Source organism: Mycetocola sp. Y791, assembly GCF_059445325.1.
The window spans coordinates 547,473-573,961 of the sequence record NZ_JCAIUC010000001.1; the positions used below are offsets into that span (position 1 = coordinate 547,473).

General features: G+C 65.9%; 22 protein-coding genes and 1 tRNA gene. 17 read left to right on the forward strand and 6 right to left on the reverse strand.

The features are described 5' to 3' along the window. Positions 1 to 18: 18 nt before the first annotated feature. A complete protein-coding gene (locus AC1C2N_RS02605; protein ID WP_495432767.1) occupies positions 19 to 999 on the reverse strand; it encodes a metallophosphoesterase in 981 nt (326 codons plus the stop codon). Further along, positions 996 to 3,554 (reverse strand): transglycosylase domain-containing protein, encoded by a 2,559-nt coding sequence (locus AC1C2N_RS02610; RefSeq protein WP_495432768.1) that lies wholly within the window; start codon positions 3,552 to 3,554, stop codon positions 996 to 998. The genes AC1C2N_RS02605 and AC1C2N_RS02610 overlap by 4 nt, the downstream gene beginning before the upstream one ends. A 129-nt stretch (positions 3,555 to 3,683) precedes the next feature. Here AC1C2N_RS02610 and sp36 point away from each other — a divergent pair, with 129 nt between their 5' ends. The 3 genes from sp36 (at position 3,684) to AC1C2N_RS02625 (ending at position 5,374) form a co-directional block, all read left to right on the forward strand. Then, positions 3,684 to 3,845 (forward strand): Sp36 family protein, encoded by a 162-nt coding sequence (gene sp36, locus AC1C2N_RS02615; RefSeq protein ID WP_483405465.1) that lies wholly within the window; start codon positions 3,684 to 3,686, stop codon positions 3,843 to 3,845. Then, positions 3,845 to 4,306, forward strand: coding sequence for a RidA family protein (locus AC1C2N_RS02620; RefSeq protein ID WP_495432769.1), 462 nt, complete (start codon positions 3,845 to 3,847; stop codon positions 4,304 to 4,306). Before sp36 ends, AC1C2N_RS02620 begins: the two co-directional genes overlap by 1 nt. A 219-nt stretch (positions 4,307 to 4,525) precedes the next feature. Then, on the forward strand, positions 4,526 to 5,374 hold the full coding sequence (locus AC1C2N_RS02625) for an endonuclease domain-containing protein (protein WP_483405467.1): 849 nt from the start codon (positions 4,526 to 4,528) through the stop codon (positions 5,372 to 5,374). Between the two features lie 135 nt (positions 5,375 to 5,509). Here AC1C2N_RS02625 and acs read toward each other — a convergent pair whose 3' ends face one another. After that, positions 5,510 to 7,486 carry an acetate--CoA ligase gene (acs, locus tag AC1C2N_RS02630; protein WP_483405468.1) on the reverse strand — a complete coding sequence of 659 codons (1,977 nt, stop codon included), beginning with the start codon at positions 7,484 to 7,486 and terminating at the stop codon, positions 5,510 to 5,512. Positions 7,487 to 7,901: 415 nt separating this feature from the next. Here acs and AC1C2N_RS02635 point away from each other — a divergent pair, with 415 nt between their 5' ends. The 6 genes from AC1C2N_RS02635 to AC1C2N_RS02660 all read left to right on the forward strand — a co-directional run bounded on the left by AC1C2N_RS02635 (position 7,902) and on the right by AC1C2N_RS02660 (position 12,042). After that, positions 7,902 to 9,221 carry a TadA family conjugal transfer-associated ATPase gene (locus tag AC1C2N_RS02635; protein ID WP_495432770.1) on the forward strand — a complete coding sequence of 440 codons (1,320 nt, stop codon included), beginning with the start codon at positions 7,902 to 7,904 and terminating at the stop codon, positions 9,219 to 9,221. Then, on the forward strand, positions 9,218 to 10,336 hold the full coding sequence (locus AC1C2N_RS02640; RefSeq protein WP_495432771.1) for a type II secretion system F family protein: 1,119 nt from the start codon (positions 9,218 to 9,220) through the stop codon (positions 10,334 to 10,336). The genes AC1C2N_RS02635 and AC1C2N_RS02640 overlap by 4 nt, the downstream gene beginning before the upstream one ends. A gap of 100 nt (positions 10,337 to 10,436) precedes the next feature. Continuing rightward, positions 10,437 to 10,691 (forward strand): DUF4244 domain-containing protein, encoded by a 255-nt coding sequence (locus AC1C2N_RS02645; RefSeq protein WP_483405471.1) that lies wholly within the window; start codon positions 10,437 to 10,439, stop codon positions 10,689 to 10,691. Between the two features lie 17 nt (positions 10,692 to 10,708). Then, positions 10,709 to 11,065, forward strand: a complete 357-nt coding sequence (locus AC1C2N_RS02650; protein WP_495432772.1) for a TadE family type IV pilus minor pilin — start codon at positions 10,709 to 10,711, stop codon at positions 11,063 to 11,065. Between the two features lie 13 nt (positions 11,066 to 11,078). Then, a complete protein-coding gene (locus AC1C2N_RS02655) occupies positions 11,079 to 11,495 on the forward strand; it encodes an Rv3654c family TadE-like protein (protein WP_495432773.1) in 417 nt (138 codons plus the stop codon). A gap of 160 nt (positions 11,496 to 11,655) precedes the next feature. Beyond that, positions 11,656 to 12,042, forward strand: coding sequence for a RidA family protein (locus AC1C2N_RS02660; RefSeq protein ID WP_483405474.1), 387 nt, complete (start codon positions 11,656 to 11,658; stop codon positions 12,040 to 12,042). Between the two features lie 125 nt (positions 12,043 to 12,167). Here the strand turns inward: AC1C2N_RS02660 and AC1C2N_RS02665 are convergent, their stop codons facing one another. Further along, positions 12,168 to 12,419: a hypothetical protein gene (locus AC1C2N_RS02665; protein ID WP_483405475.1), complete on the reverse strand. Its 252-nt coding sequence runs from the start codon at positions 12,417 to 12,419 to the stop codon at positions 12,168 to 12,170. Between the two features lie 142 nt (positions 12,420 to 12,561). Here AC1C2N_RS02665 and topA point away from each other — a divergent pair, with 142 nt between their 5' ends. From topA to AC1C2N_RS02705, 8 genes are all read left to right on the forward strand, one after another. Next, positions 12,562 to 15,465, forward strand: coding sequence for a type I DNA topoisomerase (gene topA / locus AC1C2N_RS02670; protein WP_495432775.1), 2,904 nt, complete (start codon positions 12,562 to 12,564; stop codon positions 15,463 to 15,465). Beyond that, positions 15,465 to 16,100 carry a dTMP kinase gene (tmk, locus tag AC1C2N_RS02675; RefSeq protein ID WP_495432776.1) on the forward strand — a complete coding sequence of 212 codons (636 nt, stop codon included), beginning with the start codon at positions 15,465 to 15,467 and terminating at the stop codon, positions 16,098 to 16,100. The genes topA and tmk overlap by 1 nt, the downstream gene beginning before the upstream one ends. Positions 16,101 to 16,165: 65 nt before the next feature. After that, entirely contained in the window at positions 16,166 to 17,308 is a 1,143-nt protein-coding gene (locus AC1C2N_RS02680) for a DNA polymerase III subunit delta' (protein WP_495432777.1), read from the forward strand. A gap of 109 nt (positions 17,309 to 17,417) precedes the next feature. After that, positions 17,418 to 19,010, forward strand: coding sequence for an alpha/beta hydrolase (locus tag AC1C2N_RS02685; RefSeq protein WP_495432778.1), 1,593 nt, complete (start codon positions 17,418 to 17,420; stop codon positions 19,008 to 19,010). A 76-nt stretch (positions 19,011 to 19,086) separates the two neighbouring features. After that, positions 19,087 to 19,162 (forward strand) — tRNA-Thr (locus AC1C2N_RS02690). A gap of 508 nt (positions 19,163 to 19,670) precedes the next feature. Then, positions 19,671 to 20,660 (forward strand): Gfo/Idh/MocA family protein, encoded by a 990-nt coding sequence (locus AC1C2N_RS02695; protein ID WP_495432779.1) that lies wholly within the window; start codon positions 19,671 to 19,673, stop codon positions 20,658 to 20,660. A gap of 65 nt (positions 20,661 to 20,725) precedes the next feature. After that, positions 20,726 to 22,627 carry a D-alanyl-D-alanine carboxypeptidase/D-alanyl-D-alanine-endopeptidase gene (locus tag AC1C2N_RS02700; protein ID WP_483405481.1) on the forward strand — a complete coding sequence of 634 codons (1,902 nt, stop codon included), beginning with the start codon at positions 20,726 to 20,728 and terminating at the stop codon, positions 22,625 to 22,627. A gap of 541 nt (positions 22,628 to 23,168) precedes the next feature. Beyond that, positions 23,169 to 23,771, forward strand: a complete 603-nt coding sequence (locus AC1C2N_RS02705) for an isochorismatase family protein (RefSeq protein ID WP_483405482.1) — start codon at positions 23,169 to 23,171, stop codon at positions 23,769 to 23,771. Here AC1C2N_RS02705 and AC1C2N_RS02710 read toward each other — a convergent pair. Next, positions 23,768 to 25,087: a class I SAM-dependent methyltransferase gene (locus AC1C2N_RS02710; protein ID WP_495432781.1), complete on the reverse strand. Its 1,320-nt coding sequence runs from the start codon at positions 25,085 to 25,087 to the stop codon at positions 23,768 to 23,770. The two genes, AC1C2N_RS02705 and AC1C2N_RS02710, sit on opposite strands and share 4 nt — an antisense overlap. Beyond that, entirely contained in the window at positions 25,084 to 26,463 is a 1,380-nt protein-coding gene (locus AC1C2N_RS02715; protein WP_483405484.1) for an FAD-binding oxidoreductase, read from the reverse strand. Before AC1C2N_RS02715 ends, AC1C2N_RS02710 begins: the two co-directional genes overlap by 4 nt. Positions 26,464 to 26,489: the final 26 nt, after the last annotated feature.

A 26,489-nucleotide genomic window follows, 5' to 3' on the forward strand; every position in this document is an offset into this window, starting at 1 on the left:
TCTCGGGGCTGCGTTCGCCTAGTCGCGGGCGACGAGGGTGAGCAGGGTCGCCTCTGGCGGGCAGGCAAACCGCACCGGCGCGTAAATCGACGTGCCGAGGCCAGCGCTCACGTGCAGGAAGGCCGACCGGAAGGCATGACGCCACAGGCTCAGGCCCTTGACCTGCTCGCGTGGAATGTCGCAGTTGGTGACGAGCGCACCGAACCGCGGCAGGCAGACCTGGCCGCCGTGCGTGTGGCCGGCGAGGATGAGGTCGGCACCGTGGTTCACAAACGAGTTAAGCACGCGCTGGTACGGCGCGTGGGCAACTCCGATGTGCACGACGTTGTCAGGGTTGGTCCCCGTGCCGCCGAAGCTCTCGTCATCGTTCTGCGCGTCGAGGAGGCCAGTCAGGAGGTCGAGACGGTCGGCGCCGATGTGCGGGTCGTCGACGCCGAAGACGTTGAACGTGGTGCCCTTGAGCGTGACGGTGCCAACCGCGTTGTTCAGGGACTGCCAGCCCAGGGCATCCGTGAAGAAGGATTCGAGGCGCGCGGTGTCGAGGTTGCGCTGGCGCTTGTGTGGCGCAGATCCGTTCGATGACGGCCCCTGGAAGTACTTGAGCCAGCTCTTGCGCATCGGGCCGTAGTAGTCGTTGGATCCGTTGACGTACAGTCCCGGCACGCCACCGAAGTCGGCAAAGGCACGCTCGATACCCGGGATGCCGTCTTCGTGCCCGAGGTTGTCGCCGGTATCGACGATGAGGTCAGGGTTGAGCTTCGCGAGTTCGCGTACCCAGGCCTGCTTATCGCGCTGCCACGGGGCCATGTGCAGGTCGGAGAGGTGGAGAATCGTGACGGATGCTGCGCCCTTGGGCAGCGCAGGAACAGTCTCCTCACGCAGCGTGAACCGCTTGCGTTCGACGAGTGAGCCCCACGCGAAAGTGGCGGCACCAATCAGGGCCAGGGCGCCGAAGGCTGCCCCGACCCTGCTGGTCGCGCGCTGAGCTGACCGGCTCAATCGCAGTTCTGTCGTGTCACGGTGATGGTCACGGTCTGACCAGCAGCCAGGGTGGAATCAGCCGCTGGGGTCTGCTTCGAGACCACGCCCTTGCCCGGTGGGGCCTTCGGATCCGCCGCACACTCCGCGGCGACCTCGTACCCGACGTCCTCAAGGGTCTCCTTGGCCGCTTCCGGGTCGGCCTGAACGACGTTCGGGACCTTGAGCGGAGCGACGCCCGTGCTCGGGTGCAGGGTGATCGTCGAACCCGTGGCGACGTCGGAGCCAGCGGCGGGATCGGTGGACGCGACGAGGCCTGCGCCCACGCTCGAGTCGACCGGGCTGCCGACCTGGACGGCGAAGCCGGACTTCTCGAGGATCGCCGATGCGGCTTCAACCGACTGGCCAGCGACCTCGGGGACCGCGACGCGCTTGGCCTTGATCAGCGAGTCTGACGGGTTCGGGAATTCCTCTCCGCCGTACTTCGCGATCGACGACTTGAGGATGCCAGCGAAGACACCGAATTTCGCGCTGAAGCCAGACTGGCCCTTATTCACGCGAACGTTGTACATGTTGGACGTTCCGGACACGTTGCCGATCCAGAGGGAGGTGATGGCCTCGCTGGTGCCACCGGTGACCCAGGAGTGCCTGGCCTCATCGGCGGTACCCGTCTTGCCCATCAGAGGAGCGCCGGGTACCGCTGCCCGAGCTGCGGTGCCACCGGCCTTGAACACTGTCTCCATCGCAAACGTCGCAGCGTTGGCAACCTCGGGGGTCACCGCCTGCGTGCACGTGCTCTTGGGTGCCGGAATCTCGGCGCCGTCCGGGCCGAAGACCTTGTCGATGGCGATCGGCGAGCAGGTGAGACCTGATGCGGCGATGCCGGCGATTCCGGTTGCAACGGAAAGCGGGGCCACTTCGTTGGCGCCGAGCAGGGTGCCGGGGTAGGCCTCAAGCGGCTTGCCGTCTGCGCGGTGCACACCCATGGCCTCTGCGCCCTGGAAGATGGAGCACATGTCGAGCTTCTGAGCCATGGCGACGAACGCCGTGTTCACCGAGCGGCGCGTGGCGTCGATGGGTGTAATGGAGCCAGAGCTCGAGCCGTCGTAGTTCTTGGGGTTGTACGCCTTCGTGTAGTTTCCGGTGCAGCTGTCCTTCCACTTGGTGAAGGTTCGCCTCTCTCCGTTCACCGACTCGTTGAGTGAGTGGCCCTCTTTCAACCAGTCGAGGAGAATGAAGGACTTGAAGGTCGATCCCATCTGGAACCCGGACGAGCCGCCGTATGCCTTATCGGTGTTGTAGTTCACCGAGGTGTACGCGTTGCTCGTGGCGGTCAGTGCCTTGTCGTTGCTGAACGTCTTGTTCTGGGCCATGGCCAGCACGCGACCGGTTCCCGGCTGCACGGTCGACGCCGCGGCGCCGATGTTGGTGCGGGCCATCGTGTGAGGGATCGCTGCATCGATCGACGCCTGGCTTGCGGCCTGGATGTCGAGGTCGAGCGTCGTGTAGATCTGGAGTCCACCGCGGCGAAGGGCTGCGGCGCGTTCTTCCGGCGTTGCGCCGAATGCTGCGTCCTGCTTGACGATCCAGGTCACGTAGTCACAGAAGTAGGCAGCGTTGCCTGCCGTCTGGCATCCGGTGCTTGGCTGCGTGATGGCTGGTGTGATGACGGCCGCGATGGCCGCAGCGTGCTGCTCTGCGGTGATCTTGCCGTGCTCGAGCATGTCGTTGAGCACGTAGTCGCGACGGATTTTGGTCTTCGAGTAACCATCGGCTGCGCCGTTGACTTCGTTGGCCGGCTTGTCGATCCGAAGGTTGTTCGGGTTGTTGACCATGGCGATGAGGGTCGCTGCCTGCTCGACGTTGAGGTCGATGGCGTTGACGCTGAAGTAGTACTTGGCGGCAGCCTGGATGCCGTAGGTGCGGGCGCCGAAGTTGGCGATGTTCAGGTAGCCGAGGAGGATGTCGTCTTTCGAGTAGTCCTTCTCAACGCCGATCGCGAGCCGCATCTCCTTGAGCTTGCGGGCTGCGCCGTCGGCGCCCGATGCCTTCGTGGCCTCATCCGCGCACGCGTTGAGGTCTTCCTGGGAGGCCGATTCGACCTCGCACTGCTGGATGAGGACGTTCTTCACGTACTGCTGGGTGATGGTCGATCCACCCTGTGTCTGGCCGCCGACCACGTAGGTCTTGAAGATAGCCCGCGCGGTTCCGATCATGTCGACGCCGCCGTGCTCGAAGAAGCGCGGGTCCTCTGCTGCGACCGCTGCGTCCTTCGCGAACTGCGACACCTGGTCGCTCGTGACCTCTTCGCGGTTCTGGTCGTAGAACGAGGCGAGCAGGGGAGTGCTGCCGTCGGACGCCGTGGCGTAAATGTTGGTCTTCTCCATCGACTGGCCTACCTTGAGGTAGTCGGGGAGCTCGTTGAAGACGCCAATCGTGCTGTTGGCGGTCATGCCGGTGACGGCAAGTGCGGGCGTGACGGCAGCGGTAACGAGTATTCCGGCAGCGACACTTAGTCCGATGAACCCGAGGAAGCCCCCGAGCACACCACTAGCCGTGCGTTTTTGTTCAGGCATAGGATCACTTTAAGCGACAAATCTGTAAAAGCGCCTTAATGGGTGCTCTGGTGGGTCCGTGGTGTGCCGCTGTGCCGGTATGTCCCGGCATCCCGCCGTCGCGATTCGCACCGACACAAAAGGATAAACATGCCTCGCTGGGAGTACCTCACGACCCCCCTCATGATTCACAACACCGCCGCGATTCTCAACAACTGGGGATCGGACGGCTGGGAGCTCGTCCAGGTTGTCAACGGGCCGGAGGGTGGCCTCGTTGCGTACCTCAAGCGCCCGATCGCCGAGGCGAGCTAGTGTCGCGCATCGCCGACCGGCTCGCTGAACTCGGCTTCACGCTTCCGCCCGTTGCGGCGCCCGTCGCCGCCTACGTGCCTGCCGTCGTGCAGGGAAACCTCGTGTACACCTCGGGGCAGCTTCCGTTTGTCGACGGCGCCCTGCCCGCGACCGGCAAGGTCGGCGCGTCCGTGTCCGCTGAGGATGCCCAGTCGTACGCGGCGACCTGTGCGCTCAACGCGCTTGCCGCTGCCGAGAGCGTGATCGGCTCACTCGACCGCGTCACCCAGGTGGTGAAGGTGACCGGGTTCGTGGCATCCGACCCCGCGTTCACGGGGCAGCCGGGTGTCATCAACGGTGCGTCGAACCTGCTCGGCGAGATCTTCGGTGAGTCGGGGATCCACGCGCGGTCGGCCGTGGGCGTCGCCGTGCTGCCCCTGGATGCGCCGGTCGAGGTGGAGCTGATTCTCGCGTTCGCGTAGTCGCCTCGGGTTGCCCTCGTGAGATAAGGACAAAGCGCCGAGATAAGGATGCCGTGGGCAGCGGCATCCTTATCTGGCGCTTTTTTCCTTGTCTGGCGCTCACCCCCCGTTCCTGAGAGCGGTGGCCTGCGACTCCTCAACAGCCCGCTTCTGGTCGTGGGTTGGCCACGAATCTGCCCTGGCCGGCGTGCCTGGGGATGCGTCCCGCAGGGTTGGGATATGGATCTTGAAGGCTGGCTCAACGCTCGAAACGGTATTGCACACCGTGCAGATGCCCTGTCTGCGGGCTTCACTGCGTACGTGGTCACAAACGCGCTGCACGCCGGCCGTGTGCGCGTCGTTCGACGCCAATGGCTTTACACAAGGACGTGCCAGGAGCCCATGCTCACGGCTGCTCGACTTGGGGCTCGCCTCACGTGCATTTCTGCCGCTCGCCAGCAGGGCTTGTGGACCATCGATGATGGCCGCACGCATCTGTCGGTGCAGCGAAACTCTGTCGTAAGGTCGGCTCCCGAGTTACGGCTGCATTGGGGCCGGCCGGTGATCCCGTCCGACAGGTTCGTTCTGGTCGAGCCGCTTGAGAACGTGCTTGGCCACGTCGCCGACTGCCAACCGTTCGAGAAGGCGATAGTGGTCTTCGACTCTGCAGTCCGGGCCGAGCTGGTAACCCACGCGCAATTAGCCCGCTGGAACCGACGGTCGAAAGCGTTTCGCAGGCTCGTGAAAGCGACGACTGAGTTCAGCGACTCTGGGATTGAAACGCTTCCCCGCGTTCGGCTTGAACGGCGGGGGATCGTCATGCGGCAACAGGTCGTCATAGACGGGCACCCGGTAGACGGCCTTATTGGCGACCGGCTTGTGCTCCAAATTGATGGCTACGGCCCCCATTCAGACCCGCAACGGCGTCGTCGGGACCTGGCCCAGGACGCTCGTCTCGTGCTGCTGGGTTATATCGTTCTCCGGTTCGACTATTACCGGGTCATGTACGACTGGGAATACGTTGAGCAGACCATTCTTGCGGCGATGGCGCAGGGGCTGCACCTTCTGCCGGCCGTCGCCTCGACCTGAGCTCAGGCTCCGCTCCACCTATAGGGCTCGACATAAGGAATTCGGCCCGAGATAAGGATGAAGTGGGAGCTTTCATCCTTATCTCGGGCCGTTGTCCTTGTCTCGCGCCGTCGTTCCGGGCTGACGCGGTAGCGGCTACTTCGCCGTCACCTGCCCCGTGATGATCTGCATCACCGTGGTGTCGGCGAGCGTCGTCGTGTCACCAATGTCGCGGCCCTCGGCGACATCGCGCAGCAGGCGCCGCATGATCTTGCCCGAGCGGGTCTTGGGCAGCTCGTTGACGACGAAGACGTCGCGGGGCCGCGCGATGGGTCCGATCTGCTCACCAACGTGCAACCTCAGCACAGCGGCGATGTCCTCGACGGCGGCAGACTCCTCGAGCATGCTCTCCTTGATGATGACGAAGGCGACAACGGCCTGCCCCGTCGTGTCGTCGTGGGCGCCGACCACGGCAGCTTCAGCGGTGAACGCGTGGGCCACGAGCGCGGACTCGATCTCAGCGGTCGAGAGTCGGTGCCCGGAGATGTTCATCACGTCATCGACGCGTCCGAGCAGCCAGATGTCGCCGTCGTCGTCCAGCCGGGCGCCATCGCCGGCGAAGTACAGGTTCTTGTCGCCGAACTTCTCCCAGTAGGTCTCCTTGAACCGCTCTGGGTCCCCCCAGATGCCGCGGAGCATCGACGGCCATGGCTCGGTGACCACGAGCAGTCCGCCGTTGCCGCTGCCGACATGCGATCCGTCGTCGTCGACGACATCGATCGAGATTCCCGGGATCGGCACCTGAGCACTACCGGGCTTCGTCTCCGTCACGCCGGGCAGCGCTGAGATCATGATCGCCCCGGTCTCCGTCTGCCACCACGTGTCAACGATCGGCGCCAGCTTGTCGCCGATGACCTTGCGGTACCACATCCACGCTTCGGGGTTGATGGGTTCGCCGACGCTGCCCAACAGGCGGATCGACGACAGATCGAATTTCTTCGGGATCTTCCGGCCAAGCTTCATGAACGAACGGATGGCGGTGGGCGCGGTATAAAAGGTCGTCACCTTGTACTTCTCGATGATTTCCCACCAGCGACCGGGGTGCGGTGTATCAGGAGTGCCCTCATACAGCACCTGCGTCGTGCCGTTCGCGAGCGGGCCGTAGACGACGTAGCTGTGGCCGGTGATCCAGCCGACGTCGGCGGTGCACCAGTACACGTCTGACTCTGGCTTGAGGTCGAACACCATCTTGTGGGTGAACGTGGACTGGGTGAGGTACCCACCCGAGGTGTGCAGGATGCCCTTCGGCTTCCCAGTTGTGCCCGAGGTGTAGAGGATGAACAACGGGTTCTCGGCCGGGAACGGCTGCGCCTCGTGTTCGGACTCCGCTTTCGCCATTTCCTCGTGCCACCAGAGGTCGCGGTCGGTCCAGTCGACCTCGTTCTCGCCGCGCTTGACCACGAGCACGTTGGTGACCGTCTCCTGCGGGCCGAGGTCACCGCGTGCCTCGAGCGCGGCATCCACAGCGGGCTTCAGCGCACTGACCTTGCCCTTGCGCCAGCCGCCGTCGGCGGTGATGACGAGCTTCGCGCTCGCGTCGTCAACGCGAGAACGGATGCTGTCGGCGCTGAATCCGCCGAAGATCACCGAGTGCACGGCACCGAGCCGCGCGACGGCGAGCATCGAGATGACCGCCTCCGGGATCATGGGCAGGTAGATCGCGACCCGGTCACCCTGGCCAATGCCGAGCCCGGCGAGGACGTTCGCTGCGCGCTTGACCTCTTCGGTCAGCTCGGCGTAGGTCACAGTGCGGTTGTCACCCTGCTCGCCCTCCCAGTGGAACGCGACGCGGTCGCCGTTGCCGGCTTCGACGTGCCGGTCGAGGCAGTTGTAGGCCACGTTGAGCTGGCCGTCGTCGAACCACTTGGCGAATGGGGGATTGGTCCAGTCGAGGGTCCGAGTGAACGGGGTGTTCCAGTGAAGCAACTCACGAGCCTGCCGTGCCCAGAACTCGAGTCGATCGGCCTTGGCTTCGTCGTAGAGCGCGGCAGTGGCGACAGCATTTTGCGAAAATTCTTCGCTCGGAGGAAACTTGCGGGTTTCATGCAGGAGGTTGTCGATTTGAGGATTCATGTTGTGGGTACTCGCTCCTTTGCGACGCGTGGTCCGGGTCACTTCTGTGTAACTCATACAGACTGTACCGCGAATGATCCCCGGTGGGCGGGAGCGCAAAATGGGGCAGGAATGGGCGGTCCACCCTTTGGGGGACTTTGGAGGCCTTTACCGCTTGCGCGCGGACCTATTCCGCGTACACTGGGCCTCGGCCGAATTCACAAATTCGATCATGCGGCGTGCGGATTATCCCCCAGTCCAGCGCCGCCAGTGGCGGCATCCATTTCCCCCGATGGATGCCGCTGCTCTCATTTTCACCGGGCACCGCTGAGCCGTCCATTCGCCCGGTTCCTCCACAGCCATGGCGCTCGTGTGAGCTTTCCACAGGTGTCTCGCGCCAGCCACACCGGTGACCCGCCGTCACTAGAGTTCCGGTATGAATACTCGATTCGTCGCCGCTCCGACTGAACTTGCCGGGTACGCCACGGGCACCCCTCCTCCTCCCGTCGTCGGCTCCCGTTCCGACGACACGGAGGGTCAGGCGGGCTCGACCGGGGCCGTAGTTGCGAAAGATCGTTTCGTTCCGTCGGGCGCCGCGACTCAGCGTGGTCCGGGTCGGCTAAGCCCGCAGTGGCCGAGCGTTTCGACTGCGGTGACGGTTCCCGTCCGTCTGGCGCGCCCCGACGGTCCACGTGAAGCCCCAGTCGGGCTCGTCGACGCGTCCCCCGACGTCGGCGGCCCGGCTGGCCCGCGATCCGCGGCCGGCCGAGCTGGGCCGCCTAGTCGAGCTGGGCCGGCTGCAACAGCAGCCCGCCTCCGACTGAGCCTGGCTGCCGAATTCGGTGCGCTCGGAGGGTTTCTGGTTGAGGACGCGGTCACCGACGTCTTTATTAACGGTGAGCGCGGTGGCCTGTGGGTCGACCGCGGCGACGGGCTCCAGAGAGACGGGACCCTGACGCTCACCGAGCGAGAGGTTCGCGATCTCGCGGTGCGGTTGATCGGGCTCGGCGGGCGCCATATCGACGAGGCAACGCCATGCGTCGACGTCAGGCTGCCCGGGGGCGTGAGGGTGCACGCCGTCCTGCCACCGGTTTCGGTCTCAGGAACCCTGGTCAGCATCCGCGTGCCCCAGGTGCGGCGGCTGGATCTCACCGAGCTGGGTGCGGCGGGCATGTTCGACAGCGCCACGGCTCTCGAACTCGCCACGGCGGTCAGGGAGCGCACCAACCTCCTCCTCACCGGCGCGGCAGGCACGGGTAAGACCACGTTGCTCGGTGCGATGCTCGCGAGCGCACCCCCGAGTGAACGCATCGTCGCCATCGAAGACGTCGCTGAACTCGGGGTGAACCACCCTCACTTCGTCTCGCTCGAATCGAGGCAGCCCAATCTGGAGGGCGCCGGTGCGATCAGCATGGACCGACTCGTCAGGGAGGCGCTGAGGATGCGCCCCGACCGGCTGGTGGTGGGGGAGTGCCGGGGTGCGGAGGTGCGCGAATTGCTCGCCGCCCTGAACACGGGCCACGACGGCGGCGCCGGCACACTCCACGCCAACTCGCTGGCGGATGTTCCTGCACGGATCGAGGCTCTTGGCGCCCTTGCGGGAATGACAACGGATGCCGTCGCCAGGCAAACGGTGAGCGCCATCGGTCTGGTCATCCACCTGGAGCGAGTCGATGGGGTGCGTCGGGTCGCACGTCAGGGGCGTTTTGCCCTCGATGAAGGCGGGCGGCTCACCATCAGTGAGGTGCCCGCGTGACAGACCCGACGCCGGGGGTTGAACGCATCGCGGCGATCACCGAGCGACTGGCCGTGCTGCTCGGTGCCGGAGTCACGCCCGCAGCGGCATGGCAGTACCTCGCGGAGTCCCAGGCGCGCGCCACAGGCCCTCCCGGCGCCGATCCCGTCCCCGAGGTAGTCGCGGCTGCCGCACTGGCTGCCAGGGACGGCATCGACGTGCCGACAGCGATCGTCGAGGCGTCGCCGGAGGGACCGGACGGCCACGCCTGGCGGGCCGTCGCAGCAGCATGGGCCGTCGCCATCGGGACCGGCGCGCGGCTGGCGCCGTGCCTGACCCAACTGGCCCGGTCACAACTCGCGCTCGGCCAGGCGCAACGCGACATCGATGCCGCTCTCGCTGGCCCCAGGGTCACCTCGAGGTTCGTGACCGTCCTACCGGCTGTCGGCCTTCTCTTTGGTTCGGTGCTCGGCTTCGACACCTTCGGCACGTTGTTCACAACGACGCCCGGTCTCGTGTGTCTGGTGGCAGGCAGCATCCTCACCGTCCTCTCGTGGCGGTGGTCGAACCGGATGGTGAACCGGGCGCTCCCTGTTACGAGCGCACCCGGACTCGAAATCGACCTGCTGGCCATCGCGTTGTCGTCGGGTGCGTCCGTCCAGCGCTCTCGATCCGCGGTGAGCGAGGCGCTCGAAAAATGTGGTCTGAGTACTACGGATGCCCCGGCGCGCTCAGTCGACGGGGCTGCCGCTGCCGCTGCCGATGCGGATGCCTATGCGGATGCGGATGCGGATGCGAATGTGGGGACGGAGTCGAGTTCTGCCGGCCGGGTGGCGTCGCGGCGCCGGAGTATCACCCGGGTCACCCACCGAACCGGTGATGAGAACACGGCGGCGGCCATCGAGGATGTCCTTGCGCTCTCGCGCGCGGCCGGGATCCCGGCCGCAGAACTCCTGATCGGTGAGGCCTCGCGATTGCGGCGCGATGCCCGGTCAGAAGCACAGCGTGCCGCGGCCGCCCTGGGCACCCGGCTCATGATTCCGCTCGGGCTCTGCATCCTTCCCGCTTTCATGTTGGTCGGCGTCGTGCCCGTTTTGCTGATTGTGCTGTCCTCCACAGTGTCGGGGTTCGGGTGAAGCGTCCACGAGGTCTGAGTCCAGTCGTTACAGGCCCTGACGCCGCAGAACGATTGAAGCCAACACACTCAGCATCCCCGCGATGCGGAAGGAGAACACAATGATCACGGCGCGGCAGGCATCCGGCCAGGAACCCTCTGGCACAGGCCCGGCGAGGGCGCGGCGCCCTCTTGAACGGTGGCGGGCAGTTCGAGCGCGACTCGGCGATGACGAAGGTGCGGCGACGGCGGAGTACGCGATCGCCACCATGGCTGCCGTCGGTTTCGCGGGATTGCTTGTTGTCATCATGAGGTCGGATGAGGTCAGGACTATCCTGACCGACCTGGTGCGGCGCGCGCTCACTTTTAACGGGTAGCTGCGGTGAATACCGGGATGAGGGCGGGCCGACGCGCAGACGGCCAGGCCGGAAGCGTGACGGCGGAGTTCGCCGTGGCGCTTCCCGCCGTCATTCTCGTGCTGGCGGGGTGCCTTGGGGCGGTCCAGGTGGCGTCACAGCAGGTCCGGTTGTCGGATGCCGCCGCCGACGCGGCCCGCACCCTCGCCCGCGGCGATTCGGTCGATACTGCCAGCGCCCGGGTCTCACGGGTAGCGGGCGCCGCCGCGATGACGACGTCGACGACGGGAGACTTCGTCTGCGTCGAGCTCAGCGCACCGGCGGGGATCGGCCCGGCGGTGCTCGCCGGAATCCGGGTACGGGCATCCGGTTGTGCGCTCGCCGGCGGACTGTGACGGGAGCCGTTGAGTGAAGGAGCAGGAAAGTTGCAGACGCTCGCAAGGGGACACGCGTCGTCGGACCGGCAGGGAGGAAGGGAGCGGGTCGATTCTTGTCATCGCGCTTGCGGCATCCGTGTTGCTCCTGACCGGACTGGCTCTTCCGCTCAATCAGGCACTGACCGTGAGGCAGCAGGTGGCCAACGCGGCAGACGCGGCGGCGCTCGCCGCAGCCGATACAGCGTCCGGTGTCGTCGCAGGGATCCCGTGCGAGAACGCGGCGGAGGCCGCGCGGCTCAATGGTGCAGCCCTGCGCGAGTGCACCGTCGAGGGGGTTGAAGCCCGCGTGACAGCCACCCGGTCCGTTCTCGGGTTGACCGTGAGCGTCGCCTCGCGGGCGGGGCAACCACCCGAGGGTGCAGGCGCTGGGCGGGGCCCACCCGGGTAGCGGTCGGATGTTGAGGGGCGAACGAGGGCGGACGAACGGATGTTGAGGGGCGAACCAGCGCTGACGAGAAGCTGAAAGGGGCTGGTGTCCGTCTTCGGCCCGGGCGATACTCGGTCGAAACGGCAGAGTCCGTGCACAGGTCGAGGAAAGGAGACCCACGATGGCCGCTCTTGTCACCCCCGTGGACCCACTGGAATTACATCAGAACCCGGCGTTTGCCCAGGGCATGATCGCCCCAGCCGGGCGGATGCTGTATGTCGGTGGACAGAACGGCGCCGACAGCTCGGGTGCGCTCCTGACCGGCCTCGGTGCGCAAACCGAGCAGGCGCTGCACAACCTGATTGCCGTGCTCAACGAAGGCGGAACCGGGCCTGAGAACGTGGTCAAGTTGACCATCTACCTTGCCACCGGTGTCGACCCGCACGAGGCATATGCAGCGACCGGAGCGGTCTGGGGCGACCGCAGAACGGCGATCACCGTACTCGCGGTATCGCCGGCCAGGCAAGATGCGCTCGTAGAGATCGACGCGATCGCCGCGATACCGTAGCTCGCTCAACCGGCTAGACCCGTGGCGCAGTTAAACCCGTGGCGCCGGTTCAGACTCTTGGCGTCAGTTGTACCTGCGCCAGTGGTTGGTCCGGTTCGCAAACTCGTCCCGTTCCCGGGACGAGCTCAGGATTCCGTTGCGTCGTCGAAGTTGGTCGTCAGGTACCGATAGTTCACGGCACTGGGGCGATCGGAGTCCTCGGCCTCGAACTCCTGGCCCGCCGTGCGTGCATAGACATAGGTCTTGCCGCCGTGCGCGGCGATTTCGACAGTCGGACGGGGGTCGCCCGACTCGAGGAAATCGGCGGCCAGGGTCTTGCCCTCCAACGGCCCATCGGTGAGTTTTGCGGTGTAATTGCCCGTCGAGGATGCGCTCATAGAGCCATTCTGCTCTTTCCCTTTATCTTTTCAAGAGGCGAAGGTGCTTCTTCACGACGCGCCCGATGCGTCTCCGGCGGCGCCGGGGATTAGGTGTCCCCCAGCAAAGGGTGTGTATGGTGTGCACGACGAAAGGAGTCGGGTGCCAGGCACAAAAAAGCTGGTCATTGTTGAGTCACCGACCAAAATGAAGTCCATCGCCGGATACCTCGGCGAGGGCTATGAGGTACTGAGTTCCGTGGGACACATTCGTGATCTCGCCGAGCCGAAAAACCTCCCGGCTGAACTCAAGAAGGGCGCGTTCGGCAAGTTTGCCGTCGACGTCGACAATGACTTCGAGCCCTACTACGTGGTCTCCGACAACAAGAAGAAGACGGTGGCAGAGCTCAAGCGAGCGCTGAAGAACGCCGACGAACTCCTGCTCGCGACTGATGAGGACCGCGAGGGCGAAGCCATCGCATGGCACCTGCTCCAGGTCCTGCAGCCCAAGGTTCCGGTGAAGCGCATGGTGTTCCACGAGATCACCAAGGACGCAATTCTCGCCGCGAAGGACAACACCCGCGACCTCGACGTCGCCCTCGTCGACGCGCAGGAGACCCGACGAATCCTCGACCGTATATATGGGTATGAAATTTCACCCGTTCTGTGGCGCAAGGTCGGCCCGAGCCTCTCGGCTGGTCGTGTCCAGTCCGCTGCCACCCGCCTGATCGTCGACCGCGAACGTGAGCGCCTCGCGTTCACCGCCGCCCAGTACTGGGACCTCACGGCCCAGGCCGCTCCCGACGCCGACGCCACCCACTTCGAAGCGCGACTCGTCCGCCTCGACGGGCAGCGTGTTGCCACCGGTCGCGATTTCGATGACACTGGAAAGCTGACGAGCAAGGCTGTACCGCTCGACGAGCAGGCCGCGCAGGCCGTCGCCGCAGCACTGGCCAGCCCCGCGGCATCCGCTGTCGTCTCCAAGGTCGAGTCGAAGCCGTACTCGCGTCGTCCAGCCGCACCGTTCACCACGTCGACCCTGCAGCAGGAAGCCGCGCGCAAGCTGCGCTTCTCCGCACGCCAGACCATGAGTGTCGCCCAGTCTCTGTACGAGAACGGGTACATCACCTACATGCGAACCGACTCGCCGTCGCTCTCGAGCCAGGCGATCAAGGCGGCCCGCGATCAGGCCACAGCCCTCTACGGCGCCGACACGATCCCTGACAAGCCACGCATCTACGCGGGCAAGAACAAGAGCGCGCAGGAGGCGCACGAGGCCATCCGGCCGTCCGGTGACACCTTCCGTACGCCGGCATCGCTGTCCTCGAGCCTCCGCGGCCAGGACTTCAAGCTCTACGAGCTGATCTGGAAGCGCACCGTCGCCAGCCAGATGGCCGACGCCAAGGGCCAGACCGCCACGGTGACCATCGAGGCGCAGGCAGACGGCAAGACCGCCGAACTGACAGCATCCGGAACCGTCATCACCTTCCGCGGGTTCCTCCACGCCTACGAAGAAGGCCAGGACGAGGAACGCAACGCGAGCGACAACGCTGCCCGTGAAGCGAAGCTCCCACCGTTGACCCAAGGCCAGAAGCTGATCCTCACCGACGTCGAGGCCAAGGGGCACGAGACCTCGCCGCCCCCGCGCTACACGGAGGCAAGCCTCGTCAAGACGCTCGAAGAGCTGGGTATCGGTCGCCCGTCGACGTACGCGCAGACCATCGCGACGATCACCGACCGCGGGTACGTGACCGCGCGCGGCCAGGCGCTCATCCCGTCGTGGATCGCGTTCAGCGTGATCCGTCTGCTCGAGGAGCACTTCACCGACCTCGTCCAGTACGACTTCACGGCCGAGATGGAAGAAGACCTCGACCGCATCGCCGGTGGAGAGCAGGACCGCACCGAGTGGCTCAAGTCCTTCTATTACGGTGGCGGTGACCACCGAGGCCTTCGCAAGGTGGTCGACAACCTCGGTGAGATCGACGCGCGCGAGATCAACTCGCTTCGGCTCAGCGACACCGTGACGATCCGGATCGGCAAGTACGGCCCTTACCTTGAAGTGACGGATGCCTCGGCGCCGGCGCAGGAGGACGGGTCGCCGGCTGTTCCTCGACGTATCAACATCCCCGAAGACCTGGCCCCTGACGAGCTCACACTCGCCAAGGCCCAGGAACTCATCGACGCCCCGGTGCTCACCGATCGCGTCATCGGAGTGAACCCGGAGAACGGCAAGGAAATCCTCGCCAAGGACGGCCGGTTCGGGCCGTACGTGACCGAGGTCGAGCCAGAGCCCGAGGTGGCCGAGGAGAAGGTCGACCTCACCACCGGTGAAGTGACCGATGCTCCGAAGAAGAAGGCGCCGGCGAAGAAGAAAGCCGCAGCGGTCAAACCGCGGACGGCATCCCTCTTCAAGTCGATGTCGCTGGATTCGATCGACCTCGACACGGCGCTCAAGCTGCTCGACCTGCCGCGCGTCGTCGGAGTCGACCCGGAATCCGGTGAGGAGATCACCGCGCAGAACGGGCGGTTCGGTCCGTACCTGAAGAAGGGCACCGACTCCCGGTCGCTCGAGAACGAAGACCAGATCTTCGAGATCGAACTTCCTGCGGCGCTCGAGATCTTCGCGCAGCCGAAGTACGGCAACCGCCGTGCGTCGAGCGCGCTCAAGGAATTCGAGGCTGACCCGGTCAGCGGCAAGCCGATCAAGGTGAAGGACGGCCGATTCGGCCCGTACGTCACCGACGGCGTCACGAACGCGACGATTCCGAAGGCCGAGTCGGTCGAGGAGGTCGACTTCGACCGCGCGGTCCAGTTGCTCGCAGACAAGCGCGCCAAGGGTCCTGCGGCTCCGCGCAAGAAGGCCGCTGCGAAGAAGCCCGCAGCGAAGAAGCCCGCTGCGAAGAAGCCGGCTGCCAAGAAGGCGACGACGACAGTGAAGAAGCCGACAGCCGCGGCAGCGGCGAAGGCAGCGGCCGCGTCGAAGACCGGAGTGTCGACAAAGACAGCGGCTGCCAGGAAGCCTGCCGTGAAGAAGACCGCCGGCGCTGCTTCGGCAACCGCTGAGTAATGGCGGCATCAGACGGATACCCCGGGCTGTTCATCACCCTCGAGGGTGGTGACGGCTCGGGCAAGTCGACGCAGGCCGCCGAGCTCGAGTCGTGGTTGCAGGAACAGGGGCGCGTCGTTGTGCGCACCCGTGAACCTGGCGGCACCGACTTCGGTGTCGAGGTGCGGGAGATCGTGCTGCACCACCGCGGCGACATCACCCCACGGGCAGAGGCGCTGCTCTACGCGGCAGACCGTGCACACCACATAGCGACGAAGGTGCGGCCGGCTCTCGAGCGCGGTGAGGTGGTCCTCCAGGACCGCTACATCGACTCCTCTCTCGCCTATCAGGGCGCTGGGCGCGAGCTCGGCATCGACGAGGTCCGGCAACTGTCGATGTGGGCGACCGGGGGACTGCTGCCCGATCTCACCGTTCTGCTCGACCTAAACGAAGACACCGCACGGCTTCGGCTCGACGCGTCCCGTACCCGGTACGACCGGCTCGAAGCAGAGAAGTCGGCGTTCCATCGTCGCGTGCGCGAGGTCTACCTCGAGCTGGCTGCGGCGGAACCTGAGCGATTTTTGGTGCTGGATGCCACGGCATCCGTCGCATCGCTCGCCGAGAGCATCCGGTCACGGGTGTCGACGCTCCTCTAGCTGCCACGCGCCACCTCGCTCCGTCCGTGGGAAGGGCTGTCAGTTGCCACGGGTAGGCTGGGACCATGGCCACCTGGGATGACGTCATTGGGCAGGGCGACGCTGTATCGCTCCTGCGCGACGCCGCATCCGACCGCGGAGGCGACTCTCACGGGTCGATGACCCACGCGTGGCTGATCACCGGTCCGCCGGGGTCAGGGCGCTCAAACCTCGCATACGCGTTCGCCTCGGCACTGCTCAGTTCCGAGCCCGACGGCGACCCGGTCACCTCGAGGCAGGTCGACGCCCGGACGCATCCCGACCTCACAGTCCTCTCCACGTCGAACGTCATCATCAAGATCGACGAGGTCCGCGAACTCGTACGCAGTTCGCAGTTCTCGCCGGCCATCGGCCGGTACCGCGTCATGGTGATCGAAGATGCCGACCGTATGGCCGAGCGGACCTCGAACGTGCTGCTCAAGGCACTCGAAGAGCCACCGGAGCGCACGGTCTGGGTGCTGTGCGCGCCCAGCGAGGCCGACCTCATCCCCACAATCAGGTCACGGGTTCGTGCGGTCCGCCTGCGGGTGCCGTCGGTTGACGAGGTCGCCGCACTGATCACCCGCCGCGACGGGGTCGATGCCGAGACCGCCGAGCGCGCCGCCCGGCTGGCTCAGAGCCATGTGGGCATGGCGCACCGGTTGGCGACGGATGCCGGCGCCCGCGAGAGGCGCGACGAAACACTTACGGCCGCCCTCGGCATCCGCAGTGTGTCTGATGCCGTGCGCGCCGCTGCCCGCATGATGGAGATCGCCGGAGACGACGCGAAGGCGTTCACCGAGCAAAAGGCTGCCGAGGAGCGGGAGCACGCGCTGCGCTCGCTCGGTGTCGAACCGGGCCAAAACTTGCCGCCCGCGCTTCGATCGCAGATCCGTTCGCTCGAAGACGACCAGAAGCGCCGTGCGACACGCAGCCTCCGCGACGGGATCGACAGGATCCTCGTCGACCTGCTGTCGCTCTACCGCGACATCATCATGCTGCAGCTCGGCCGCAGCGAGACCGTCATCAACCGCGAACTCCTCGACCAGCTGGAGGAGGCCGGCGAGGCCAGGACGCCGGCCGAGACGATGGCGACGATGGATGCCATCCAGCAGACGCGGCGCCGCATCGAGGGCAACGTTGCACCGGCCCTCGCCCTCGAGGCCATGCTGGTGACGGCGATCCGATGACCACAACAACGACACCGAACACAACAGCGGCACCGAGCACGAGAGCGACACCGAACACAACAGCGACACCGGCGACACCGACCACAACAACGGCACCGACCAGGCGGAGATGACTCGAGTGACAGATCCACAGCGACGCGGCGGGCTGCGTCAGGCACACACCGGCAGGAAGGTCACGGGCATTGTGGCCCTGACTGTCGCGCTTGTGATGACGATGAGCGGATGCGTGACCGCATTCTTCCCCGACACCCAGCCGGGCAGCGTTTCAACATCGACGCCGAACACGGAAGACGTGGCGGAGAACCTGCGCGAGTTCTACGGACAAAACGTGGTCTGGTCGAACTGCGAGCGTGCGTTCGAGTGCGCAACCGTCGCTGCGCCGATGGACTGGGAGAACCCGGAAGACGGCGAGATCGAACTCGCTCTGATCCGGCAGCAGGCATCCGGGAACGCCATCGGTTCGCTCTTCGTCAACCCCGGCGGGCCGGGAGCCTCCGGGTACGAATTCGTGCGCGACTCGGTGGATTACGCCACGGACAGCAGGCTCCAGGAACGATTCGACATCGTCGGGTTCGACCCCCGCGGTGTCGGGCGATCCACGCCCGTCAGCTGCCTCGACGCCGAGGAGATGGACGAGTACCTCTACGGGCTCGCAAACTCCGAGCGTGGCAGCGAGGCCTGGATCGACGAGCTTGAAGCGAGTTCCAAGGAGTATGGCGACGCCTGCGCCGCGAACACGGGGGAGTCCCTCGAATTCACCGACACGGTCAGCGCCGCGCGTGACCTCGACCTGATGCGCGCCGTGCTCGGAGACGAGAAGCTCTATTACCTCGGCTACTCCTACGGAACGTTCCTCGGCGCCACCTACGCCGAGCTGTACCCGAAGAAAGCCGGTCGGCTCGTGCTCGATGGCGCCGTCGACCCCTCGAGCAGCATCTTCGAGGTCAACCTCACCCAGGCCATGGGCTTCGAGAGCGCGCTTCGCGCCTATCTCGAGGACTGCCTCGGCACCTCGGAATGCCCGTTCAACGGAACCGTTGACGAGGCGATGGCCACCATCGGTGCCCTGCTCACCTCGGTCGACGCGTCCCCGATCAAAAACACCGACGGTCGCATGCTCGGCGCGAACAGCCTGCTCACCGCCATCATCTACCCCCTGTACTCGCCCGGGTCCGGCTGGCCGCTGCTCAGCGAGATGTTCGCGGACGTCATGAGCGGCAGCGCCGAATACGCGTTCTCCTTCGCGGATGCCTACAACGGCAGAAACGAAGACGGCACCTATCGCGACAACTCCACTGAGGCATTCAGCGCGTACAACTGCCGGGATTACACCTACGACGACGACCCCGCAAAGATGGCGGAGGAAGCCGCAGCACTCGCTGAGGCCGCACCGACCATCGGGCCGTTCTTCGGTTACGGAGACATCAGCTGCGTAAACTGGCCATACCCCGACGGCGCAGAGCGCAAGAAGATCACCGCTGAGGGTGCGCCCCCGATTCTCGTCGTCGGTACGACCAACGACCCCGCAACACCGTACGTCTGGGCTGAAGCACTCGCCGAGCAGCTGGAGAGCGGCGTTCTCGTGACCTACGAGGGCGAGGGGCACACCGGGTACAACAAGGGCAGCGAGTGCGTGAACTCGGTCGTCGACGACTACCTGATCTCCGGTGAGGTGCCGACGGAGGACCCCAAGTGCTCCTGACGTGGTCGTGACTGCCTCGAAGAGGCTGTAAGATCGATAGCTGTGTGCGTCGCATCCGTTCGCGGAAGCGGAACACGCCGCCTTAGCTCAGTCGGCAGAGCGTTTCACTCGTAATGAAAAGGTCGTGGGTTCGATTCCCACAGGCGGCTCCACACAGAAACAGGGATCGTGGCTTCGGCTTCGGTCCCTGTTTTCGTTCACTGTGGATGCCGACGGGCCCGGGTGGGTGGGCCGGTCGGCGCGGGACAGCGGTCCCGCTCGTCGCATGACCCCCAAAGGGTGGTCTATCGACCCGGAGCATCCCCCTGCTACCGTCGAACCAAGCTCGCAAACCCTTCGGGGTTGGCGCGCTCCCGACTGTGCCCCCAATCGGGAGCCCCTCCAGTCGCCATCCGGCGGTGGGAGGGGCCTTTTTCTTGGCCGATCGGGCAAATCTCCCTTGCCCGGAGTCAGCCTAGAACAGCCCTACCGGTAAACCCAGTCCCCTATGCGGGGGACCGGCCGCGACGCAGTCTGCGCGTGAGCGCCGCCTCGAAACCGGAGCGCCAGCATCCGATCGCCGTGCTGCTACCGCAGTGCCAGCATCCGCCCGCCGTGGCAGAGCGCTCGGGGAGCCCGAATTATCTCCCCGGGTCGGATTGCCGCCAGTAGGGTAGAGCCGTGACTACAACTGGGCTCCGCTGGGGCATTCTCGGACCGGGCGGCATCGCCAAGGCATTCGCATCAGACCTCGCTCTCCACAACTTCACGCTCCAGGCCGTCGGTTCTCGACGTCTCGACACCGCGCGGGAGTTCGCCGAGCAGTTCGACATCCCGAACGTGCACGGAAGCTATGAGGACCTCGTCGCCGACCCCGAGGTCGATGTCATCTACATCGCTACTCCTCACCCGTTCCACGCGGAGCAGGCCCTTCTTGCCCTCGACGCCGGCAAGCACGTGCTCGTCGAGAAGCCCTTCACGCTCAACAAGCCCGAGGCCGAAGCGGTCGCCGATCGTGCACGGGAGCGCGGTCTCGTCGTGATCGAGGCCATGTGGACCCGATTCCTGCCGCACATGATTCGCATCCGCGAGGTCATCGAGTCCGGTGTCATCGGCGAGGTGCACTCGATCATCGCCGACCACACGCAGGATCTCCCCGACGACCCGGAGCACCGGATCAACGACCTGGCGCTCGGTGGCGGCGCCCTGCTCGACCTCGGAATCTACCCGATCTCATTCGCGAACGATCTGTTCGGAACGCCGGATACGGTGCAGGCATCCGCAACGTTCAAAGCCACGGGCGCCGACGCCAGCGTCGCAACGCTGTTCGGCTACGGCGACAAGCAGCGCATCGCGACCACGCTGTCGGCGAGCGACACCAAGGGCCCGAACGTGGCGAGCATCATCGGTACCGAAGGGCGCATCGACATCGACGCGGTCTGGTACACCCCCACGTCGTTCACCATCTATGACGCCGCCAGCACCGTGACCGAGACCTATCAGTCGACGGTGACCGGTCGCGGCATGCACTTCCAGGCCGCAGAGCTGGAGCGCGTCGTCGCCGCGGGGGAGTTGGAGAGTCCTCTCATTCCGCTCGACGAGACGGTCGCCATCATGGGAACCCTCGACGAGATTCGCCGCCAGATCGGCTTGGCCTACCCCGGCGAGTAACCAACTGCAATAACCAAACGGATGCCGTCCTGCGCGCAAACGTCGGAGGCAGCTAAAATGCCCGGGTGCGTGAAAAACCACCGAGCGACAACCCGGGCTCAGGCGACGACGACGGCCAGGCCGCGCCAGCCGCGCCCGGGATGCCTTCGGTGGGCGGGGACGACGTGAACCCGGGCGACGTGGACCCGGACGAGGCGAACCCGGGCGACGTGGACCCGGACGAGGTGAACCCGGGCGACGCTGACCCCGGCGATCGGGACTGGACGCTCAGCGGGGACGACGACGAGGCCGGCTGGTTGCTCAGCGATTCCGAACCGATCGATGACGAATTGCTCGGCACCCGGTCAGAGGACGACGCGAAGCGCCCCGAAGACGCGCTAATGGACGAACCACCGTTGACGGCTGAAACGGCAACGGTCGTGGCGATCCCGCCGGTGGCCGCAGCCTCCTCCGTCGGGGCAGGCCTGATCACCGGACCCGACGACCAGACACCCGTGGCGACCGGCACGGCGGCAGCGGAGTCGCCCCAGCCGCTCACCCACCGGGCAGGCGGGATCGGGGCGCTGTTCGCCCGGCAGCCGAGGGTGTGGATGATCGCCGCGTCGGTCGCTGCCTTCGCCGTTGTGGGCTCGGGCGCTGTCGCCCTCGGGGCCGCGGTCGCGACCCCCGGGACGTCGGCGCCGTTCGCCATCGTCGACGAATCGGCGAGTCCGAGCCCGACAGCAACCACCCCACCGCCGCGCCCGCTCCCCGCGACCGAGCTGCCGGCATCCGCTCTTCGCAGCTGTTCGGTAGCTGGCCTCCTCGGAGACACCCGTTTCGGCACGCTTCAGGCCCAGGTCCTCAACGCGGCGACCGGTGAACTCCTGTTCGAGCGCGACCCGTCCACGGCATCGCAGACCGCGAGTTCGATGAAGGTGCTCACGGCCGCGGCGGCTCTCAGCGTGCTGGGCCCGGACTTCCGCGCGTCAACGCGGGTGGTCGCCGGAACTGAGCCGGGCACGATCGTGCTCGTCGGCGGCGGTGACCTCACCCTGACCCGGCTGCCAACGGGCCAGGAGCCGGTCTACACCGGAGCCGCGCACCTCGACGAGCTCGCGTCGAAGGCCAAAGCAGCCTATGAGGCCGCGAACCCTGGCACCCCGGTTGAAAAGATTGTGCTCGACTCCGGCTACTTCACCGGGAAGACCTGGGGAGACACCTGGCCTGCCACCGAGCGCGGGGCCGGCTGGCTGTCGCACATCACTGCACTCCAGGTCGACGCGGACAGGGCCGACCCGCAGGTCTTTCTCTCACCGCGCGGCGAGGACCCGATCGGCCGGGCCGGCAGCGCGTTCGCCTCGTATTTTGACAATGTGCCCACCGAACTGGGCACGGCGCCCGCCGGTGCCGTTGAACTGGCGTCCGTCTCCTCCCAGCCGCTCTCCGTACTGATCCCGCAGGCGCTGATCCCCTCGGACAACTCCCTCGCGGAGATGATCGGGAGGCACCTGGCGATCGCCCTGGGGCTTGGCAGCAGTATCGACGCGATGGCGGCGGCGATTCCGCAGGGCCTGGCGAAGTACGGCATCGATACCTCCGCACTTCGCACCGCCGACGCCTCGGGAATGAGCCGCAATAACGCTGTGCCGCCCGAGTACTTCACCAAACTGTTCCTGAAGATCCACGCGGGGGAGGGCAACCTGGCCATCATCCGTGACGGTCTCCCCGTTGCAGGGGAGTCAGGCACCCTCGACTACTCGAACCGGTTCTTCGGCGCCAACGCGGTGGCTCGCGGACACGTCCGGGCGAAGTCCGGGTCGATCTCGAGCGCGTATACCCTGACGGGAATGATCGACGCCGCCGACGGCTCGACGCTCATCTTCGCCATTTACGCGACGGGCAAGGTCGGTGCCGGCGCCAGGACGGCGATCGACACTCTCACCACCGGTTTCTACAAGTGCGGCGCGAACCTCTCCAACACGTAGGGCGACTGCCGTCGCGTCGTTTCGGGAGGAAATTCCGGGGGTCGAGGTGCTGTGCGGGGTCGGGCCCCACATTTCTCCGCCTGAAGTGGCGGCAGAGCCGTCCGGACGGGGTCGGTGGCGGCGGCGCGCGAGCCTGTCCAAACCGTTGGACGGGCGCTGTTACGTCGTTTACGTGGGGCGGATGCGGTCGCGTGGTTCGGGAGGAAATTCCGGGGGTCGAGGCACTGTGCGGGGTCGGCCCCACGATTCTCCGCCTGAAGTGGCGGCAGAGCAGTCCGGGTGGGGTTGGTGGCGGCGGCGCGCGAGCCTGTCCAACATGTTGGACGGGCTGTTACGTCGTCCACGTAGGGCGGATGCCGCCACGTCGTTTCGGGAGGAAATTCCGGGGGTCGAGGCGCTGTGCGGGGTTGGCCCCACGATTCTCCGCCTGAAGTGGCGGGCAGAGCCATCGTGGTGGGGTGAGCGGCCCCCGATCTGAGTACGCTGGCGTAAACCGGTCGAACACCCACGTAGGCCAGACGAACACCGAAGCGGAGGAGCGATGACCAAAGCACTATTCATCATCGATGTGCAGAACGACTTCACCGAGGGCGGTGCGCTCGGGGTCGACGGGGGAGCGGCTGTCGCGGCCGACACCTCCCGCTACCTCGAGCGGGCGGCGGACGATTACGCGCTCGTCATCGCGAGTCGTGACTGGCACGACCCTGATTCTGACAATGGCGGACACTTCGCGGCCAGTGGAACCGACCCGGACTACGTGACCACGTGGCCGGCACACTGCGTCGCCGGTACCGCGGGTGCCGACTATCACCCGGCGCTTGACCTGTCCCACGTGACGATGCACGTGAAAAAAGGCCAGGGCGAACCGGCGTACTCGATCTATGACGGCGAGGTGGAGGGCGGAGCGTCCGACGGCGCGGGCATCTCAGCCGTCCTCGACGAGCACGGGGTCACCGAGGTCGATGTCGTGGGGATCGCCACGGACTATTGCGTGCGTGCGTCGGTACTCGACGCCATCGAGCACGGGCGGCATGTGCGGGTGTTCACCGACCTCATCGCCGGGGTCGGTCGCGAGTCGAGCGACGCTGCGCTCATCGAGATGGGCCACCTCGGAGCGGAACTCGCCTCGAGCGATGCCGGTTAGGGCGTCCACCACGGACGGAGGGGCAGCGTGTCCGACGACGAACGGTCGTTCGGCCTGACCGCGAGCACCTGATGCAACTGGATCCCGCCGCTTTCGAAGGCGAGACGGGAGCCGGCCATATACAGCCCCCATACCTTTGCGGTCGGAAGCCCCACCTCTGCGACCGCCGCGTCCCAGTTGTCGACCAGGTTCGCGCACCAGTCCCGCAGTGTCATCGCGTAGTGCGGGCGGAGGTTCTCCTCGTGCAGGACCTCCAGGCCGGCATCCTGTGCCTCGACGATGATCCGACCTGAGCCGGTGAGCTCTCCGTCAGGAAACACGTACCGGTCGATAAAACCGTGTGCTGCCGCTTCCGATTTGTTGTCAGGCCTCGTGATGCAGTGGTTGAGCAACAGGCCGCCAGGACGCAGCCTCGACTGCAGGAAGCTGAAGTAGGCGGCGTAGTTGCGCACGCCGATATGTTCCAGCAGTCCGATCGACGAGACCGCATCGAAGCCCGTCTCTGTGACATCGCGGTAATCGCCGTAACGGACCTCAGCGAGGTCGCCAAGGCCTTCTTCTGCGATCGCCCGTTGGGCCCACGAGGTCTGCTCCGCAGACAGCGTCACCCCGGTTGCCCTGACACCGCGGCGGGCGGCATAACGGACCATTCCGCCCCACCCGCAGCCCACGTCGAGCAACCTGTCACCGGGCTTCAGACGCAGTTTTTCGAACACCAGCCGGTACTTGTTCTCCTGTGCCTCGTCGAGAGTCGCATCGGGACGCGGGTAGCACGCGCAGGTGTACGTCATGGAGGGCCCGAGCACCCACTCGTAGAAGGTGTTCGAGACGTCGTAGTGGTGGTGGATCGCCTCGGCGTCGCGGCCCTTGCTGTGCCGGATTCCCCCGGCGACGCGGCGCCACCTCGCCGGAATCTCCTCCGGCGGCGGAGCGACGGGCCGCAGGTGTTCGACGCCGATGGACCGCACCACCTGCGCCATCACCCGCGGCGCCGGCAGTTTGAAGACCAGCGCGTCGGCGAGGGCCTTGAGCAGTTCGTACGGATCCCCGGGATGGACCCCGTGAACATCGAGATCGCCGCCGATGTAGGCCCTGGCGAGGCCGAGGTCTCCTCGTCCCGTGGCCAGATAGGTGGTGCCGCGCGGCGTTTTCAATTCCAGCCCGAGCGCGGCATCCGGCGGCCCGGCCGAACTCCCGTCGTACGCGGTGAACCGAAGCGGAAGCCGTCCGCCCGCGAAAATCTCCAGAATTTCAGCGAGCGTCAGCCTGTCGTTCTTCTGGGTCGTTTCCGGCGTACCTTCGTGTACCGTCGTCATCGTCGTTGCACCGCCTTCTGATAGAGGTCGAGGAGTCGTGAGTCCGGGTCGTAGCGCCTTTTCGCCTCGCGATAGGTCTCGCCACCGTAGAGGTCGTCGAACTCCTGTCGGGAGTAGTACGAGTCCGAGTACAGCGACTTGTGTCCGTCGAACTGGTCGACCGTCCGTTCGATGAGGCGGTTCGTTTCCCCCTCGCTCGAACCGACCGGGACCGCGGACCAGAAACCGACGTTGACGTACGACTCACCTGGCCTGATCGGATAGAGCGGCCAGCCCGTATCGTCGCGCAGGGTCAACGGGCACAGCCAGACCGGGGAGATGGGCACCGCCCTGAGGAACCACTCCAGGAAGTCAGCGGATCGGTCAATCGGTACTTCCACGTCCTGCACAACACGTTCGAGCGGTGGGCGCCCCTTGAGGCTTTCGAGGCGATTTCCGATGTCGAACCGTCGCTCGAGTTTCATCAGCGCGCCGTAGCTGCTGCTGCGGCGGTAGCGCCGGGGCCAGAGACGCCTGACGAACGGATGCTGGACGCCGAACGCGGCGGAGCACCAGAACCAGTCGGCATCCCACCGCCACAGGTAGTCGGAGGTGGTGAGCCGATCGTGGGTGACGCCGCTGGCGTGCTGGATCGAACGATAGTAGATGCGCTGCCCGGTGTAGTCGCTCACCGGGCCGGGGGCCGCGGTCTGTGCGCCCAGACACAGGTAGCTTTCGTTCGCGCTGAAGACGACGCCGTCAAGGTAGTCGACGGTGGCGCCGTCGAACTCTCGGGTTTCGGTGATTCGCCGCATCGTTGCCACCAGGTCAGCGATGGAGTCGAACCGCACATGCCGGAGCGCGATGAAGGGCTGCACGCTCTCGAGTTCGATGCGGAGGCGTACCGCATAGCCGAGGGTGCCGTACGAGTTCGGGAACGCGCGGTACAGATCCGCGTTCTCGGCCGGAGACGCGGTGAGCAGTTCGCCGGAACCGGTGAGGATGTCCAGCTCGAGCACGGACTCGTGCGGGAGGCCGTTGCGGAATGACGTCGACTCGATCCCGAGACCGGTGACGGCGCCACCGAGGGTGATGGTTTTGAGCTGTGGCACCACGAGGGGTGCGAGGCCGAAGGGCAGTGTCGCCTTGAGGAGATCCTCATAGGTGCACATGCCGGCCACATCGGCGGTTCGCACGAGGGGATCGACGGCGATGACGCCGGTCAGTCCCGACGTGTCGAGCCCAGTGCTGCCTGTCCTGTCGCGCGTCCGGAAGAGGTTGGACGTGGGTTTGGCGAGCCGTACGGTTGCCGTGGGCGGGAGCGCCCGATAGCTCTGCAGAAGCCGCTCGACGCCCATGGCGTGAGCGTCCCGTGCGTCGGTGGCGGTAACGGACACGCCCTCACGCTACTCCGCAGAGTGTC